Origin of the sequence: Alloalcanivorax sp. C16-2 (assembly GCF_046507615.1) — a bacterium.
GTDB lineage: Bacteria > Pseudomonadota > Gammaproteobacteria > Pseudomonadales > Alcanivoracaceae > Alloalcanivorax > Alloalcanivorax marinus_A.
On record NZ_JBKFTL010000001.1, the window covers coordinates 916,168 to 932,533 of the forward strand.

19 protein-coding genes and 1 pseudogene are annotated in these 16,366 nt (G+C 61.8%); 5 read left to right on the forward strand and 15 right to left on the reverse strand.

The genetic code is table 11. The annotated features are described in order from the left end of the window. The 5 genes and pseudogenes from ACLD02_RS04310 (at nt 1) to ACLD02_RS04330 (ending at nt 2,088) form a co-directional block, all read left to right on the forward strand. The gene (locus tag ACLD02_RS04310; RefSeq protein ID WP_410298034.1) at nt 1–276 is read left to right on the forward strand and encodes a HigA family addiction module antitoxin; all 276 of its coding nucleotides are present in this window, start codon (nt 1–3) and stop codon (nt 274–276) included. A 244-nt stretch (nt 277–520) separates the two neighbouring features. Beyond that, a complete protein-coding gene (locus tag ACLD02_RS04315) occupies nt 521–871 on the forward strand; it encodes a hypothetical protein (RefSeq protein WP_410298035.1) in 351 nt (116 codons plus the stop codon). A gap of 202 nt (nt 872–1,073) precedes the next feature. Further along, nucleotides 1,074–1,265, forward strand: a pseudogene (locus tag ACLD02_RS04320) (helix-turn-helix domain-containing protein); the annotation flags it as partial. A 144-nt stretch (nt 1,266–1,409) separates the two neighbouring features. Next, nucleotides 1,410–1,634 carry a hypothetical protein gene (locus ACLD02_RS04325; RefSeq protein ID WP_410298036.1) on the forward strand — a complete coding sequence of 75 codons (225 nt, stop codon included), beginning with the start codon at nt 1,410–1,412 and terminating at the stop codon, nt 1,632–1,634. Nucleotides 1,635–1,641: 7 nt separating this feature from the next. Beyond that, nucleotides 1,642–2,088: an NAD(P)H-dependent oxidoreductase gene (locus ACLD02_RS04330; protein ID WP_410298037.1), complete on the forward strand. Its 447-nt coding sequence runs from the start codon at nt 1,642–1,644 to the stop codon at nt 2,086–2,088. Here the strand turns inward: ACLD02_RS04330 and ACLD02_RS04335 are convergent. From ACLD02_RS04335 to ACLD02_RS04405, 15 genes are all read right to left on the reverse strand, one after another. After that, nucleotides 2,030–2,890: a putative RNA methyltransferase gene (locus tag ACLD02_RS04335; RefSeq protein ID WP_410298038.1), complete on the reverse strand. Its 861-nt coding sequence runs from the start codon at nt 2,888–2,890 to the stop codon at nt 2,030–2,032. The genes ACLD02_RS04330 and ACLD02_RS04335 overlap by 59 nt on opposite strands. 156 nt (nt 2,891–3,046) lie before the next feature. Next, nucleotides 3,047–3,247 (reverse strand): hypothetical protein, encoded by a 201-nt coding sequence (locus ACLD02_RS04340; protein WP_161386046.1) that lies wholly within the window; start codon nt 3,245–3,247, stop codon nt 3,047–3,049. Nucleotides 3,248–3,255: 8 nt separating this feature from the next. Then, a complete protein-coding gene (locus tag ACLD02_RS04345) occupies nt 3,256–3,678 on the reverse strand; it encodes a PH domain-containing protein (protein WP_161386045.1) in 423 nt (140 codons plus the stop codon). Nucleotides 3,679–3,788: 110 nt separating this feature from the next. Next, complete coding sequence (locus ACLD02_RS04350) at nt 3,789–4,691, reverse strand: DMT family transporter (RefSeq protein ID WP_203102987.1); 903 nt, start codon at nt 4,689–4,691, stop codon at nt 3,789–3,791. A gap of 65 nt (nt 4,692–4,756) precedes the next feature. Then, a complete protein-coding gene (locus ACLD02_RS04355; RefSeq protein ID WP_410298039.1) occupies nt 4,757–5,269 on the reverse strand; it encodes an aromatic-ring-hydroxylating dioxygenase subunit beta in 513 nt (170 codons plus the stop codon). Between the two features lie 11 nt (nt 5,270–5,280). After that, nucleotides 5,281–8,133, reverse strand: coding sequence for an FAD-dependent oxidoreductase (locus ACLD02_RS04360; protein ID WP_410298040.1), 2,853 nt, complete (start codon nt 8,131–8,133; stop codon nt 5,281–5,283). Nucleotides 8,134–8,205: 72 nt separating this feature from the next. Then, nucleotides 8,206–9,486, reverse strand: a complete 1,281-nt coding sequence (locus tag ACLD02_RS04365; RefSeq protein WP_203102981.1) for a TRAP transporter large permease — start codon at nt 9,484–9,486, stop codon at nt 8,206–8,208. 22 nt (nt 9,487–9,508) lie between these two features. Next, entirely contained in the window at nt 9,509–10,012 is a 504-nt protein-coding gene (locus ACLD02_RS04370; RefSeq protein ID WP_203102979.1) for a TRAP transporter small permease, read from the reverse strand. 19 nt (nt 10,013–10,031) lie between these two features. Further along, entirely contained in the window at nt 10,032–11,042 is a 1,011-nt protein-coding gene (locus tag ACLD02_RS04375) for a TRAP transporter substrate-binding protein (protein ID WP_203102977.1), read from the reverse strand. A 248-nt stretch (nt 11,043–11,290) separates the two neighbouring features. Then, nucleotides 11,291–12,253 carry an amidohydrolase family protein gene (locus tag ACLD02_RS04380; RefSeq protein ID WP_203102975.1) on the reverse strand — a complete coding sequence of 321 codons (963 nt, stop codon included), beginning with the start codon at nt 12,251–12,253 and terminating at the stop codon, nt 11,291–11,293. After that, nucleotides 12,240–12,887 (reverse strand): isochorismatase family protein, encoded by a 648-nt coding sequence (locus ACLD02_RS04385; RefSeq protein WP_410298041.1) that lies wholly within the window; start codon nt 12,885–12,887, stop codon nt 12,240–12,242. The genes ACLD02_RS04380 and ACLD02_RS04385 overlap by 14 nt, the downstream gene beginning before the upstream one ends. Further along, nucleotides 12,884–13,657, reverse strand: coding sequence for an Asp/Glu racemase (locus ACLD02_RS04390; RefSeq protein WP_274380672.1), 774 nt, complete (start codon nt 13,655–13,657; stop codon nt 12,884–12,886). Before ACLD02_RS04390 ends, ACLD02_RS04385 begins: the two co-directional genes overlap by 4 nt. A 25-nt stretch (nt 13,658–13,682) precedes the next feature. After that, nucleotides 13,683–14,498 (reverse strand): alpha/beta fold hydrolase, encoded by an 816-nt coding sequence (locus tag ACLD02_RS04395; protein ID WP_410298042.1) that lies wholly within the window; start codon nt 14,496–14,498, stop codon nt 13,683–13,685. Nucleotides 14,499–14,745: 247 nt separating this feature from the next. Continuing rightward, a complete protein-coding gene (locus ACLD02_RS04400) occupies nt 14,746–15,249 on the reverse strand; it encodes a MarR family winged helix-turn-helix transcriptional regulator (RefSeq protein ID WP_410298043.1) in 504 nt (167 codons plus the stop codon). A 135-nt stretch (nt 15,250–15,384) separates the two neighbouring features. Next, nucleotides 15,385–16,335 carry an AraC family transcriptional regulator gene (locus ACLD02_RS04405; RefSeq protein ID WP_338015187.1) on the reverse strand — a complete coding sequence of 317 codons (951 nt, stop codon included), beginning with the start codon at nt 16,333–16,335 and terminating at the stop codon, nt 15,385–15,387. Nucleotides 16,336–16,366: the final 31 nt, after the last annotated feature.

Genomic DNA, 16,366 nt, shown 5'->3' on the forward strand with positions numbered 1-16,366 from the left:
ATGATCCCCAAAAACAGAGTCAGTACGCAACCCGGGGTGATTCTGCTTAAGGAATTCCCCGAGCCCCTGGAGCAGACGCAAAAGGCGTTGGCCGAGCATCTAGGCATTTCCGTGCAAAGGGTCAATGAGATCGTGCGCGGCAAACGCGGTATTTCCCCGGAAACCGCCTGGTTGTTCGCCGAGGCGTTCCAGACCGCGCCGGAGTTCTGGCTTATCCTGCAAGCCAACCACGATCTTTCCCGTCATCGCCCGGAGCGGCATGTGGCGCCGCTGTAAGCTATCTCTTGGCTTGGGTTATGGGTCTAATAATTAATTCCTCAGCCGCTTCTGTCCTGAGGCAGCCGGGCGCGAAATATGGTGTTTCTGAAGACATCGTAGGTGTTGTTGGATCGTCGGTTATCAGCGCTCTTTCGGGCGGTCGTATTGGGGCTATGGTGAGTGTGCAAGCATCAATGACGTCATACTTTACTCAAAACATTTTGGAATGCGAATGATAAAAAAGGAATATAGGAGTATTGAGGTGGCCTGGGTGGAAACGATGTATGGGTTTCTCGTCATGACTCCTGCTTTATTCTACAATTATTTTGGAAGCGTTCTTATTGGTGTCGGTGTTTTGGTTTTTACTGCCTTTTCTATGTATCTATGTCGTCCTGTGAGGTTTCTTTTTTTTGCTGATGCCTTTTTTAGATTTGCAATTTGTTTTTCTTATGCTGTTTCCTTTTTTGTTTTTGCTTTGATGATTGTGAGTTCCTTTGGTTATTTTGCAATTATTTGTGCTGTGGTTTTGTCGGCTTTTACATTTATATTTATGTGGCTCTATAAGCTAGAAAAAAAGCTTGAAGGGTTTGGTTGGAAAAACGTGGAGAAGTAGACGTGCCCATGTTAAGAGGAAGAATCGTTTGGCGGGGAAAAGGGTGTTGTTCTGGAAGACTGGTTTTTAATGATCATTCAATGAATTGTGCCGGGCCAAGCATGCAAGCCAGGGTGTTGTCAGAATCCACTGTGATACCAGTAACGGCATGATTTATCTGCGTGTGTGATTCATAGACATCCTTTCAATATGCTCGGGAGTCATGAACAGAGAAATTCGGCAGCGATTGCAGTGGGTCAAGCTTTACGAGGAGCACGGGGGGCGGTTATGTGTGTCGCCGCTGCGGTATATCTAGACCGGCCACTTCGAAAGTGGTGGCGAAGATACCAAGAGGCTGGTTTGGCCAGCCTAGAAAGCCAAAGTAGGCGCCCTCTACGCTCTCCTGCCGCCAAAATCGACCCATATGAGGAGGGGCTCATGGAGTACGGCATCAAGTTTCGGCCAAATAAACCAGGCTCCCCTCATCTGAATGGGAAAGTAGAGAGGTCTCAGAAAACCGAAAAGTTGGAGTTTTACGCAACTATCGAAATGGAGTCTGATGAGCTTCCGGATCGCCATTGCTGAATGGCAGCACTATTACAACTGGGGCCGCCCTCACAGCGCTCATGGAGGTAAGAGTCTGATGGAACGTTTCTTCGATTTAATCCACGACACGCCTTTCTGGGATGAGGTGTACGACCTCTATGATCCTGAGAAAGAGCGGATACATGATCCAAACTACAAGCTCGACCTACGGCTAGAAAAAGTGAAACGATCTCTATGAATCACACATGCTGGGCGTGCCGCTCTACAACTACAGCTACCCGGCGGCGTTCAAGGACTGGATCGATCAGATCGTGCGGGTGGAACGGACCATTTCCTTCGACCCCTCGAACCTGGACCATCCGATGGGGCCATTGCTCAACGATCGCCCCCGCCACGCGGTGATTTTGTCGTCCCGGGGCGGTCACGGTCTGGGCGCCGGCGGCCCGCTGGCGCACATGAATCACCTGGAAGCCAGTGTCCGCACCGCGCTGGGATTGATCGGCATCGAATATTTCCATGAAGTGGCCATCGAGTATCAGGAGGAGGGCGGCGAACGGTTACAGCGCTCCATTCGCGACGCCCTGGCGGAGGTGGAGAGTCTGGTGGGCCGCCTGCAATCGACAGGCGATGAGTTCAAACAAGAACATAATCAATGTCACGCTCGAATCGCATCAGGCGTACATCCACGGTGACGTTGAGCGTTTCAAGAGCCGCCGCTCGCGCCCGGCCTTCGGCGCTGGCGCGGTAGAGATGCGGTGTCATCGCCAACAGGTCGGCGATGGGTTGCGCGCCGGCCAGCTTGAGCGGATAGCGAATCGTCTCGGTCCCCAGCAGGGTAAAGCCCGGTGGCGTTTCCGGGTGGTCCGCGCGCTCCGGCTTGAGTGCCGGATAGATGATCTCGCGCAGCTCACGCAGATGATCGGGCCCGGCATCGACCTGCAACAGCACGCCGCCGGGCTTCAGCACGCGCGCGAACTCGTCATACATGGGAAAGCCGAACAGGCACAGCAGCCGGTCGAGCGTGGCCGGTAGCACGGGGAGCCTGGCGTTGCTGCCCACGACCCAGCGGGCGTGTTTATCCTGTTTCGCGGCGGCCAGCACCGCCGGTTTGGAAATATCCACCCCGATTAGTGCCAGGGGCGGCGTTCCATCGGCGAAACGGGCCAGTTCACGCAGGTAGTGGCCCTCGCCGCAACCGGCATCGAGACAGTGAGCCATCGTATCCGCCGATAGCCCTTCCAGCGCCGCGCGGCTCACCGCTTCGGCAATCGGGAGGTAATGACCCGCGGCGAGAAAGCGCTGACGGGCCGCCACCATTTCCGTGCTGTCGCCCGGGTCGCGTGACCGCTTGCGCTGCACCGGAAGCAGGTGGACGTAGCCCTGGCGGGCGATATCGAAACTGTGGCCGGCGGCGCAACGCCAGGTGCGGTCACATTGCCGCAGTGGCTCGCCATCCAACGGGCAGGCCAGCGCCTGAAAAGGGGTAATGTTCATGGTTGGCCGCGTGCCCCGCATGATGCTACGAAGAGCCCGCCGATAGACGGGCTCTGAAAGGCTTCATTCTACCCTGTGAGGCTTTTTAAAACCGGAAAAGCATTTATAAATCAATAAGCGGCCGGGGGACGACTCCGATGGGATGGTCCGTTCACCCTAGGGGAGGGCGATCCAGATCATCAACAGACCGGCGGCGAGGCCGAGGAAGAACAGGCCCCATAGAGTGCCGATATTGGTTTCGTCGCCGAATTTGTCGGAGAGTTTGATGGCGCGGGCGAACAGGGCGATGCCGGACACCGCGCCCAGGATCAGCAGCGCCAGACCGACGATCAGAAGAATAATGTCGAAGGGAGTCATGGTGGTCCTTATTCCACGTCGAATTCGCGCACGCCTTTATGGGTGCGGCACTCTTCCACGTACTGGCGCAGTTTCTCGCGCAGCTCCTCGCCGTTTTCGATGGCCCGGATGGTGACCACCGGGCTGGTGCGGTCGGAGGTGCGCAGGATCACGTTGCCGAGGGAAAACAGACGCAGAAAGAAAGGTTCTTCAAGCTGGTAATCGCGGACCCGGTACAGCTCCAGCTCGTTGGTCTTGCGGTTGAGCACGCCGTAGCGGGTGCGCAGCCGCTGGGTGGTGAGTTCGTACTTGGTGTACTTCACCTCCAGCCAGCGCCACAGGGCGATAAACAGCGGGATCACCAGGAAAAACAACAGCCCGCACACAATGAAGGTGCCCAGGTTGACCACCTGGGAGGGGGTGCCGTACCAGACGTCTTTCTCTTCGCGCATGGCCATCTCTTTGTCTTCGATAGCCGGTTTGTACCATTGACGGCGGCGTGGCTCGACGCCGTTTTACAGTTTTAGAGGAATTTTGCGGGATTTGACGCCGATGGGCCGGGTCAGGCGTGGGCGCCTTTGTGGAACAGAAGGGTGCCGGCGGCCACCAGCAGCACGGCCAAACCGAGGAACGGCGGCGGTGCTTCGCCCAGGGCAAGGATGGCGATCAGGCTGCCGACCACGGCGGCCACGGTGCCAATCTGGCTCAGGTAAACCGGGCCGGCCATTTTCTGCAGCACGAAGTAGAACGAATACAACACCGAGAATACCCCCACCTCCACCCACAGCAGGCGCACGGTGTCGCGGTTGGCCAGCAGCTCCGCGCTTTGCTCCGGTTCGAGCAGCAGTACGCAGGGCACCAGCATCAAGGCAGCACCGATCTCCATCAACCCGGCCAGAAACAGCGGCGAGGTATTCGCCGGCCAGCGCAGAGAGCGGTACACATTACCGGCGGCGAGCATCATCGGCATGGCCAGTACTAGCAGGGCCCAGCCCGGTGAAGCACTGGCGCTGCCCGCCTTGGCGGCGGCCAGCAGGAGGCCGCCGGCCAGGCCCAGGGCCACGCCGGTGAAGCGCAGCAGTCTCACCCGCTCAAGGCGCATCAGCGTGGCGATGATCCAGGTGAACAGCACCGGGAAGGCAAAGCTCATGGACAGGTAGCCGGCGCCCACATGGCGCACCGCGAGAAAACCCAGCGCCGTGGGGGCCGCCAGCAGAAAGCCGGAGACCAGGCCGTATTCCAGGGTGCGGCGGTTGATGGGCATGGGCTGGCGGGCCAGTGCGGAGAGCGCGGTGAGGATAAGCCCGGCGCCGCCGATGCCCACCATCAGAAAGGTAAGCCGGGGTGCGCCGGCCTGGTCCGCCAATTTGGCGAGAATCAGGGAAAGACCTAGGAAGGTGCCCACCAGCAGCAGGCAAGCGAACGCCGCCGGTCCGGCCTTGCCGGTGCCTGTAAGGTTGGACATAACCTTCTCCGTGGCGGGGGTGGGCGGAATTAAAAAAGGCGCGCCACACGGGCGCGCCAAGAGGGTTACACGGGGTGGACCAGTGCGTTATCCAAGAGCAGGTTGTCGTAGATGGCACGCCGTTCCTGGAGTTTGAGCTCGCCGTTTTCGAACACGAAGCGGTCCAGGTAGCAGCCCACCTGGTGCAGGGTAGCGGTGGGCTGGTCCATCAAAACCTGGGTGAGCATGTAGTTGGCGCCGGCGACGATGGTGCCGTCGTCCTGGGGCTCGGCGTAGGTGTTGGTGACGAAGTGCCGTAAATAACGGGGCGCGAACATGGAGGTTTCCAGAATCGCCAGGGCGCGGTCCTTGAGCATGCCCTTGCCTTCGCAGTACACCAGGCCCACGGGGAGCTTCGCGGTGTGGTTTTCCCGGGCCGAGATCACGTAGTAGGCATCCTCGGTGAAAAATTCCACCCAGTCGTGCAGGCGGCCGTCGTCCAGGGCGCGGCAGTAGTCAGTGTTGAAGCGCTCGATGGCGTGGACCAGTTGCGCCTGGTCGAGCCCGGGAGCGGCTTGGGTTTTTTTGATGGCTTCCATAAGAATCTCCCTTATTCGATGTCCAGGGCCTTGCGCCAGCTTTTGTACATGGCGCGGATGGCGGATTCGGAAATCAGCGTATCGGCGGTGCCGGCGGGGGTGTCCGGGTCCAGCGCCACCAGGTGCTCACCCGGTTGGGTCCGCTTCATGCCGTCCTGGACGAACTTGATCGCTTCGTTGTCTTCCAGACCGAGGAAACCGGCGGGGCCCATCAGGTTGCCTTGCCGCAGACGATGGCGGGTCATTTCCTCGTCGTCGTCGGCGAAGCCGAACATGGTCCAGTTCATGACGAATTCATCGGGGCCGCTGGGCACGATCTGACGCACGCCCAGGGTGTTCATTTCCCGCTGCACGATCAGGTTCGGCCAGACGGTGAGCATGGTCACGCTCCAGTCCGAGTTGAACTCGGGGATGAAGTCGAGCATGTCCTCGCGCTCCAACTGGAACTCCGGACGATAGGCGCGCATTTCCTTGCGGTTTTCCTCGCTGACGTTGCTGCCATCGCTTTTCGCCGAGGCCATGGCGCCGTGCAGGCCGGTTTCATCGCAGATCATTTGCGACTTGTTGCCGGCCACCAGCAGACCGAAGCTGACCAGGAAGGTGTGCAGCAGGGTGGCGTGGTAGGGGTCCTTAAGGTTCTCGTGGTAGAGCTTCCAGTTGCCCGGCAGGGAGTTGCGGTAGTAGCCCAGCAGCTTCAGCTCGCGGCCGTCGAAGGTGGCGTCGAACTCGCGCAGCATGTCCGGGCCCAGGTAGTCTTCCAGCGGCTTCATGTCGTGGTCGAAGGACGCGAACACCACGCCGTGGCGGGTGGTCACCTTCAGTTTGGTGGGGCCATGGTCGCAGGTCTTGAAGTCCTTGGGCATGCCGCCTTTGCCGTCCACGCCCCGCCGGAAGGGTACCCCGGCCAGGTTGCCCTTCAGGTCATAGGACCATTGATGGTAGGGGCACACGAACTCTTCCGCGTTGCCGCGCAGGTCACGGCAGAACTGGGCGGCCCGGTGGGAACAGCGGTTGACGAACACATTGATGTCGCCGTCTTCGTCGCGGCTGACCACCACCGGCGTCGGGCCCACGTTGCTCTGTTTGAAATCACCAGCGTTGGGTATTTCCACTTCCAGGGCCACATAGTTCCAGGTCGAGCCGTGGAAAATGCGCTCCACTTCCAGTTCGAAAATGTAGGGGTCGGTATATACCCAGTCCGGCACGCGGGTCAGACCTTCCCGGGGCCAGACATAGTAGTTGGACAGATCGCTCATCGTTCCTCTCCGGAGTGGGGCGGGCAGTCGGGCATCACCGGCGGCGCCGGCGGTGTTTTCCAAAAGGCGGTTCAGGGCATCCACGGACAGGCCCCGGCGCAGCCATTCACGACCCCGGCGGATGGCGCCGGGGTCGTTGAAGGCGATCACCCCGGTGAGGCGCTCGCCATTGTGAAAGTACAGGGTTTCGGCACCGTTCGAGCCGGGTTTGGCGACCATCTGGTCGTCCGCCGTGGGCAGGCCCAGCATCTGGATGTTGTGCGCGAACTGGTCGCTCCAGAACCAGGGTACGACGTCGTGGGCGGTGTCCTGGCCGGCCATGGTGCGGGCGGCGGCGGCAGCCTGTTCCTGGGCGTTCTGCCAGGATTCCAGCCGCAGCAGGGTGCCGTCCTCGCGGCGGGTGACGGCGACATCGCCGGCGGCGAACACGCTGTCCAGGCTGGTGTGGCCGTAGCGGTCCACCACGATGCCGTTATCGATTTCCAGGCCCAGGCTCTCCGCCAGGGCGGTTTCCGGAATCACGCCGATGCCGACCAGGACGCTGTCCACCTGGAGGGTGTCGCCGTTATTCAGTTTGAGGGCCACGCCGCCGTCGGCGGCTTCAAAAGCGGTGGTCTGCACATCGGTGAGGATGCGCACGCCGTTCCGTTCGGCCAGCTTGTGCACGCGCAGTGCCGCTAGCGGATGCAGCGCGCGGCTGCAGATGCGCGGCGCGGCTTCCACGAGGGTCACTTCGCAGCCCCGTTGGCGGGCGGCGGAGGCCACTTCCAGGCCGATAAAGCCGCTGCCGATAATGGCGATATGGCGGCCGGGTTGCAGGGCGCGCTTGAAGGCGATGGCGTCTTCCAGGGTACGCAGGCTGTGCACCGCCGACAGGTCGGCCCCCGGGATCGGTAGTGGCCTCGGCGAGGCTCCGGTAGCCAGCAGCAGTTGATCGTAGGCGTGGGTTTCGCCGTTGCTGGCGGTCAGCGTTTTCCGTTCCGCGTCGATGGCGGCCACGGTTACGCCCAGGTGCAGCTCAATGTTCAACTGCTCCGCCGCCGGCCCGTCCAGCAGGGTCGGCCCATGCAGCGGGGCTTCACCGAGCAGGATCGCCTTGGACAGCGGCGGGCGCTCGTAGGGCAGCGCCTGCTCGCGGGCAAACAGCTTCACGGTGCCGGTAAAGCCGGCGTCGCGCAGGGCGCGGGCGGCGCTGGCCGCGGCCTGGCCGCCGCCGACAATGACGAAGCAGCGGTCATCGCGCTCCTCGGCCATGGCGATGCGGTTGTCGGCGGGCGCCTCGGCAATCTCCGCCGGGCGGCTGACATCCACGAACACCTGGCCGTCTTCCACCTTCACCGCGTAGGTGTCGAGATCCTTGTTCACTGGCCCGGACAGAGCTTTGCCGGTACGTACATCGAACACCGCCTGGTGCAGCGGGCATTCCACGCAACCGTCTTCCACGAAGCCGTCGCTGAGCAGAGCGAACTGGTGTGTGCAGATGTTGCCGGTGGCCAGGTAATCCTCGCCGAACCGGTACAGCGCTACCGCCACCTTGTCGATGGTGACGGCCATGACGCCGCCGTCGGGGGACAGGTCCCCGGCGTTTTCTATCAATGTCCAGGCCATGATGATCGTCCTCGATATTTAATCAGTATACTTCCTATTTGTTCGTGAGGGTACACCACCGCCCCCTTCCGGTCAGTGCAATAGCTGAGGCAGGAAGGTGGACAGGGGCGGGAACAGGGTGACCAGGGCCAGGACCACCAGATTGACCAGCAGGAACGGCCAGATACCGGCGATGATCTCCGTTACCGGTACGCGCAGGGCGCTGGAGGCAACGAACAGATCCAGCCCGAACGGGGGCGTGATGGTGCCGATGGCCACGTTCAGTACCACGATGATGCCGAATTGCACCGGGTCCACGCCCAAGGCCATGGCCACCGGCGCCAGCACCGGCACCAGCACGATCTGCATGGATACCGGGTCCATGAACATACCGGCGATCAGGAATACCACGTTCACCACCAGCAGGAACTGCAGCGCGGTGATGTTGGCGTCGGCGATGAAGCCGCCGATGGCGGCGGGTACGCCGGCCACGGTGACCAGGTAGCTGGCGAAGCTGCCGACCGCCAGGATGATGAACAGGGTGGTTGTGACCAGTGCCGAGGATTCCGCCACCTTGGCCACGCCCTTCCAGCTCAGTGCCCTGGTGATCAGGGTCTCCACCAGCAGCGCGTAGAGCGCCGCCACGGCGGCCGCTTCGGTGGTGGTGAACGCGCCGCTGTAAATGCCGCCGAGAATGATCACCGGCATGCCCAGGGGCAGCAGTGCCGCGCTTACCGCCTTGCGCCGGGTCTCACGGTCCGCTTTTTCCTGCAGCTTGGGGGCATCGCGCAGGCTGCGGATGTGCACGTAAACGGAAAAGCAGAATGCCAGCAGGCAGCCCACGGCCAGACCGGCGGCGAACAGATCGATGATCGAGGTGCCGGTGAGCCAGCCATAGATGATCAGGGTGATGCTGGGTGGCACCAGCAGGGAAACCTCGGCGGTGGCGACGATCAGGCCTACCGCGAAGGAGCGGCTGCTGCCGGTCTCGATCAGGCGTGGGAACAGGATCTTGCCGAGCCCGGCCACGGTGGCCGGTGCCGAGCCGCTCACCGCGCCAAACGCGAAGCAGGCCCCGGTGGTGGTATGGCCGAGCCCGCCCCGGCGATGGCCGATGAATGCCTCCACCATGCCGGTGAGACGGGCGGCGATGCTGCCCCGCGCCATTAGTTCGGCGGCGAAGATGAACAGTGGGATGGCCAGCAGGGTGGACTGGTTTATACCGCCGATCATCTTCTGGATCATCACGATGTCGGGCAGGTTTTCCAGGAACAGATGCTTACCGACCAGGCCGGATACACCCAGCACCAGGAAAATTTCCGCGCCGGCGATGAACAGCGCCACGGCGACGCAGGTTACGAGAAACGGTTTCATGAACAATCCTTGCCGTCGGGGCTCATTCGGCGTGGTCGTCCGGCGCCGGCCGATGGGTGGGAAACAGCACGTAGCGCAGATAACGCAGTGTCAGCAAAGCCATGCCCAACGGTAGCGCCGCGTACAACCAGCCCATGGAAATATCCAGCATGTTGCTGACCTGGCCGGTGGCGACGATGCGCTGCAGAAACTGCCAGCCGAGCACCGCCACGTAGGCGCAGAACAGCGCGCCCACCAGATCGAGAACGCGCTGAATCCACAACAGCAAGGCCGGGCCGATGAACCGTTGCAGCAGGTTCATGGACACATGGCGTCCCTTGTCCATGGTGTATCCCAGGCTCACGCAAACCAGCCAGACAAGCAGAAAGCGGGACAGCTCCTCGATACCGTCGAAATGCCGCGCCAGGCCGGGGGCCAGATTGTAGAGAATCACGTTGAGGCCGTAGAGGCAGGGCAGGGCCAGCATCAGACAGACCATCAGGGTCCGTTCCGCGAAGGCCAGCCCGGCCCAGAACTTGATCCACATGAGCCGCTCCGGAGCGCCGTTATTGAGTGATGTCGTCGTACACGCCTTCGTACAGGTCGATCAGCTCCTGCCCTTTGTCACCGGCCTGGTCGAGAAAGGCATCCCGGGCGGCGGGGTACATTTTGTCGCGCAGGGCCTGCTGTTCGGCGGCATCCAGCTCATTGATGGTAAGGCCGGAGGCTTTGATTTCTTCCAGAGCATGCTTCTGGTTCTCACCTTTCACGCGGGCCAGTTCCAGAGCGTTATCGGTGAATACCTGGCGCACGGTGTTCTTGTCGTCGTCGGACAGGCCAGACCAGAAAGTGGGGCTGAACAACACCACGTTTTCCACCACGCCATGGGCGGACAGCAGCAAGTATTTCTGTACTTCGTGGAATTTCATCCGGGCGATGGAATCCAGCGGGTTCTCCTGGCCGTCGACCACGCCGGTTTGCAGGGAGGTATAAACATCACCGAACGGGATCGGCATGGCCTGGGCGCCCACTGCTTCGAACTGGGCGCGCAATACGCGGGAATCCATGATACGGAATTTCTGGCCTTGGAAGTCGTCGATGCCCTCCAGTTTCTTGTTGGAGGTGAAATGCTTGAAGCCGCCAGGCCACAGGGCCACGGCCACGAAGCCACGATCCTTGAAGGAATCGAGCAAGGCTTTGCCGAACTTGCTTTTGCGGAGCTGGTTGGCCTGGTCGTCGTTGGTGGGCAGTAGATAGGGGATATCGAGGATCGACACAAGCGGGTTGAAGCCGCCGATGAAGGCGGCGGGTACCACCACTGCATCCTGCATGCCCAACTGCACCGCTTCGGTCATGGCGCGGGCATTACCCAGTTGCGAGGACGGGAACACGGAAAAGGTCACCCGTCCGTCGGTTTGTTCCGCGATTTGCTCGGCGCTGAGTTTGAGGACCTGGTCCAGGGGTTGGCCGGAGGCCTCCACATGGCCGACGCGGGCTGCCTGGCCGAGGCCGGGCAGAGTGAGGAGCAGTGTGCCGAGAATGAGAAGACCGTGGCGTAAGGCTGCGTATGCTTTCATCGTTCGATACCTATTGCTGCGTTGTTAATAGTCAGTATGCTGATTGGTTGCCTGGGGCTAAGGGGGGATTAGCAAGCCCCGTGCCAGACAACGATGCCGCAAGTCCTTGGTTTGATGGACTTTTGGCAGCGGTCCTCGACTTTTTTTGTATACTAGAGCACTTGGCTGGTGCGTTTGCACCGCTTCGGTTCAAATGGCGGGTCGCTGCGCCTTATTTTTATATTCGTGATGCGTTTTTGGGTCGCTATTCAGAGTTTAAGAAGGCGTTTGGCGTTGCCTCGGCATACTTTCTCTCGCACCGCGTCACTCATCGGTGCTTCCTCGATGAAGCGGGCCGCCAGTTCGGTGGATTCATAAGGGTAATCCACGGAGAACAGAACCGCGTCCTCGCCCATCTCGCCGATGGCGGCCATCAGGGTGGGGGCCGAGCACACGCCGGAGGTGGTGATCACGATATTGCGACCGAAATACCGTGAAGGTGGCAATTCCAGGGACACGCCCTGGGCGTACACCGGGAAGCGGCTGTCGAAACGCCAGCGCATGAACGGCAGACCTTCGCCCATATGACCCAGGATGATCTTCAGGTCCGGGAAGCGATCGAACACGCCGCCGAACAGCAGGCGCAGGGCATGGGTACCGGTTTCCACGCCCCAGCCCCAGACCGCGCCGGCCAGTTCCGGGTGGCCACGCATGGAATCCACTTCCTTCCAGGGGTTGATCGGGTGCAGGTACATTGGCACGTCCAGATCCTGCATGCGTTCCCAGAACACATCGTAGGCCGGGTCGTCGTAGTAGGCGCCGTTGGTATGGCCGTTGATCAGTGAGCCCTTGAAACCGAGTTCGCGCACCGCGTGTTCCAGTTCGTCGGCGGCGGCCTTCGGGTCCTGCATGGCCAGGGTGGCGAAGCCCGCGTAGCGGTCCCCATGGGGCGCAATGCGTTCAGCCAGGTAATCGTTGTTTTCGCGGGCGCGGCGGATTGCCCGGGCGGTATCGGCTTCCGCCTGAACGCTGGGCCCGGACTGGGAAAGCACCACGGTTTCGATACCGTGGCGATCCATCTCTTCCAGACGCAGACGGTCGAAATCGTCCAGGCGCGCGGCCAGGTCGCCCTGGTTGGCGGTATCGATCTTGTCGAAAAACATGGCGGTGTATTCCTGAAAACCCGGTGCCATGAAGTGCTCTTCCAGAGCGATTTTTCTAATCGTGGTCATGAAGAAACCCTTTTTCTTGCAGGTGTGCGAGGAAGTCGGCGCCGTCGATCACGTCGCCGTACTTACCGTTGATGTCGAACAGGTTGGCCTCGTGGGGTTGCGGGTGGCGGTCGCCTACTGCCTGGCGGATGACCATGACGCGGAAGCCGTGCTGAAGGCCGTCCACCGCCGAGGCGCGGATACAGCCGCTGGTTGAGCAGCCGATCAACACCAGGGTATCGATGCCGAGGGCGGTGAGGGTGGCGGCCAGGGAGGTGCCGAAGAAAGCGCTGGCATACTGTTTGGTGATTACCAGCTCGTTATCGCGCGGTGCCACTTCGTCACAGAATTCCGCCAGCGGATTGCCGTCCACCATGGCCTTCATCACCGGCGCTTTTTTCACCCAGACGCCACCGTCAATGAATTGCCCTGGCTGGTAACGGATGTTGGTGTGGATCACCGGAATGCCGGCCCGGCGGGCAGCGGCCAGGGCCTGGGCGGCGTGGGGCAGGGCAGCCACCACGCCGGGGGCATGAAGATCGGCGCCTTCGGTGGTGTAGGCCTTCATGAAATCAATACTGAGCAGAGCGGCGCGCTCGCCGAAGCCGATGCGCGTGTCCCAGACGCCGGCGTAGTTGTCACTGGGGGAGCTCATGATGCCTTGACCTCCGGCGTCGGATAGCGGCCGCTGAGCAGGGCACCAGCGCCGGGCACCACCGGTTCCAGGCCGAGCCGGTCGAGCATGCCGCGCACGGTGCACACGGCGGTGGACACCACCGGGATGCCCAGTGCGTCTTCCACGGTCTGGATCGCCGGCAGCGAGGGCATTTGCACGCAGGCCGACAGCACCACCGCGTCGACGCCGGCGGTCTTCAGTTCGGCGACGTCCTCGATCAGCTTCAACGGATCGCGACGACCCACTTCCAGATTGTCGGGTATCTCGAAGCAGCGCCAGTCGCTCACTTGCACGCCTTCATGCTCGATGTAGGCCACCACCTTCTCGGTGAGCGGCTTCATGTAGGGCGCCAGCAGTGCCACTTTCCTGGCGCCGAGAATCTCCAGGCCTTCCACCAGGGCGCCGGCGGAGGTCATCACCGGCGCGTCGCAGTGGTTGTCCCGGGCGGCCTGGCGCAGTTCCGCCTCGGTCTGGCGGTGGTAGCCCAGACCCTGGGCCATGATCGCCACCAGGCAGGCGGTACTCATCACGTCCACGCGGGCGTCCGCCAGTTCCGCGGCGCAACGCACGCCCTGGCTGTTCATGGCCTTCAACTCCTCCGGCGTTACCTTGTGCATGCGCATGCGGCTGGAGTGGAAGGTGAAGCGTTCCGGGAAACGGCTTTCCCGGGCGTGCAGCATGGCCGGGATTTCCGTTTCCATGGTGGTGTTGGAACTGGGGACGATCTGTCCGATGCGATAGGTGGTCATGGCGGAGTCCTGTAGCGGGCGTCGGTTAGAGGGGCTGGCCGAGCAATTCGGAGAGCGCCTGGAAAAAGCCCTCGAAATCGTCCCAGGGGATCATGTGGCCGGCATTGCCGGCGCGGGCGATGCGCAGGCCCGGCGCCAGTTGGCGCAGCTCTTCTTCGTCCTCGGGCTGAATCACGCCGCCGCGACCGGCCACCATCAGGCCAAGGTCCAGATTGCTCAGCGCCGGCAAGTCGGCGTGCACGTCGTCCTGGTGGAAACCGTCGAAGCTTTCGCGCACCGCGCGCGGGTCGCAGGTGTGCAGCCATTCGGCGCGTAGCCGCACTTGTTCGTCGCTCCAGGTGGGGCAGTAGTGGCGCATGCGCTCGCCGTCGATACCGCGCTGGCATTCAAGGATGGAGTCCTCGTACCAGGGCCAGGCACTGGGATATTCGCGGCGCCCGGGGCCGGAAACCGGCGGGTCCACCAGCATCAGACGGCGGATACCGCTGGCATCGCCACCACGGCGGGCGGCACGGATGCCATGGCGAGCGCCCATGGAGTGGCCGACCAGGGTGACATCGGCCAACGCCAGGGCGTCGATCAGCGCAAGAATGTCGTCGGCGCAGGCATCCAGGCCATAGTCCAGATGGTCGCCGCTTTCCGAAAGGCCGCGGCCGCGTACGTCGAGCACCCAGGTGTCGAAGTGCCGGCCCAGGCGCTCGGCGACGAACTCCCAGGTGATCGCCGGGCTGGTGATACCCGGGATCAGCAGCAAGGCCGGGCCCTGGCCGCCATAACGCAGGAAATGCTGGCGGATGCCGTTAGCGTGAATCTGGCCGCCGTACTGAAAAGTGCGGGTCATGGTGCCTCCCCGAACAAAAAAAGGGCGCCCCCCGGCTCCTGGCGGGGCCGGGGGGCATGGAAGTCACTGGAATATATATCAGTATACTTCCTAATTTCAAGGAGGGTCTCGCCGAAGAGGTGTTTACTAAGCCTTTGTTTTTAATGTGAAAAAATATCGCATCCGGTCCGTGTCGCCAAAATAATATAATCAGTGTGCTTCCCAAATGGCGGTAATCCCGGATGCCAAGGGTTCATCGGGAGGGGGGTCAGGTGGGATGAAAAACGGCACGCCCAAGGTGGTTATTGGCGCTGACCAGCCGCATCAGCATCATGATGAAGGCGTTCTGATCTTCAGGGGGCAGCGGCGCAAGCAGCTTTTCCTGTGCCCGGCGCATGCTGTCGTACATCTCCTTGGTGACCCGCTCGCCGTCCGGGGTGAGCCGGCTCAGCTTCATGCGACGGTCGCGCTTGCTGGGGTGGCGGCTCACCAGTCCGCGCTTTTCCAGGCGGCGCAGAATGTCCGCCGCGTTGCTGCGGTCGATGCCCACTTCCTGGGCGAGGGAGATCTGGTCGATGTCCGGGTGTTCCCGCAGCTCGGTGAGAATACCGTACTGAACCGGTGTCAGATCGAACTCCTCGCATTCGCTGAGGAACAGCGCATAGTGAATCTGATTGAGGCGTCGGATCAGAAAGCCGGCCCGGCTCCATAGCGGCATGGTTTCCGAGTCCAGCGGCAATGGGTTGATGGGCCCTTTGTCTTGCTTCTTCATTACCCCTGTTTCCTCCAATGATCGGGGCCGGCGTCGCGCGGGCGCCGGCCGGGGGGACACGGTTGATGGGAGTGTCGGGTTCGAGGCAGGCAAATAGTGCATGTTTTTCCTGTTCCCGTCGAACCGGTGTCGGGCTCAGCGTGTCAGGGCCCGGCGCAGGGTGCGGGCCGGCGGTTCGCCGAAGCGGGCGCGGTAGGCGCGCGAGAAATTGCTGACGTGCCCGTAGCCCACCCGCGCCGCCACCACCTTGACCGGTGCTTCGCCGGTTTCCAGCAGTCTCTGGGCTAGGTCCAGGCGTTCACCGCGAATGAACTCCGCGCAGGAGCGTCGTTCCCGATGCTGAAATAACTGATTGAGACGGCTTTCGGACAGGCCGGCGCGGTCAGCCAGGGTGGGAATCGACAACGGGGCGCCCGGGTCGTCGAGAATGGATTCGCGGATTTCCCGGAAGGCCTGCTCCTCCCAGGCGGGCAGTTCCTCCGACGTCGTGCTGTCGCAATAATTTTCCAGAATTTCGGACAGGAACAACAAAGCCGCGCCCTCCATCTTCATGCCGCGACACAGGCCCTGGGCGTGTACCGCGAACAAGCTGGTGGCGAGCTGCCGAAGGCGACCGCTAGGATGCAGGGCGCGCACCGCCACCTTGTCACCATAGTCGCCGAGAAACGGCGCCAGGGTGGCCGGCAGCTCGCCGCCCAGATGCTCGCGCAGTACATCCAGGGTACAGGCCACGCCAATGTGTCGGACCTGTTCGCCCCGACTCAGGTGAAAGCAGGTGCCGCTAATGTCGGTGCGCACCAGCAGGGCGCGCTCGGGCGTCACCTTGTGTTGGCTGCCGTCGGGGAGCGCCATGCCGGACTGGCCCTGAATATGGAAAATGCTACCGATCCAGGGCTGCTGAAAGGTGGGGCGATCCAATTGCAGTGCGCAATCCTCTCCTGCCCGATAATCAACCCGGTACAACACCAGGCCGCTGGCCAGTTCCAGCCGTTCCATTCTTCCCCGCACGCCAGGCAGCTCGAAGCGCTCCCCTCCACCCATTTCCAGCTCATGGACAGTGTCCGTCTGGTTGTTTTTTCCGCTCACTCCGGGGCCCCCTTTTAGATCATCCCTGTTG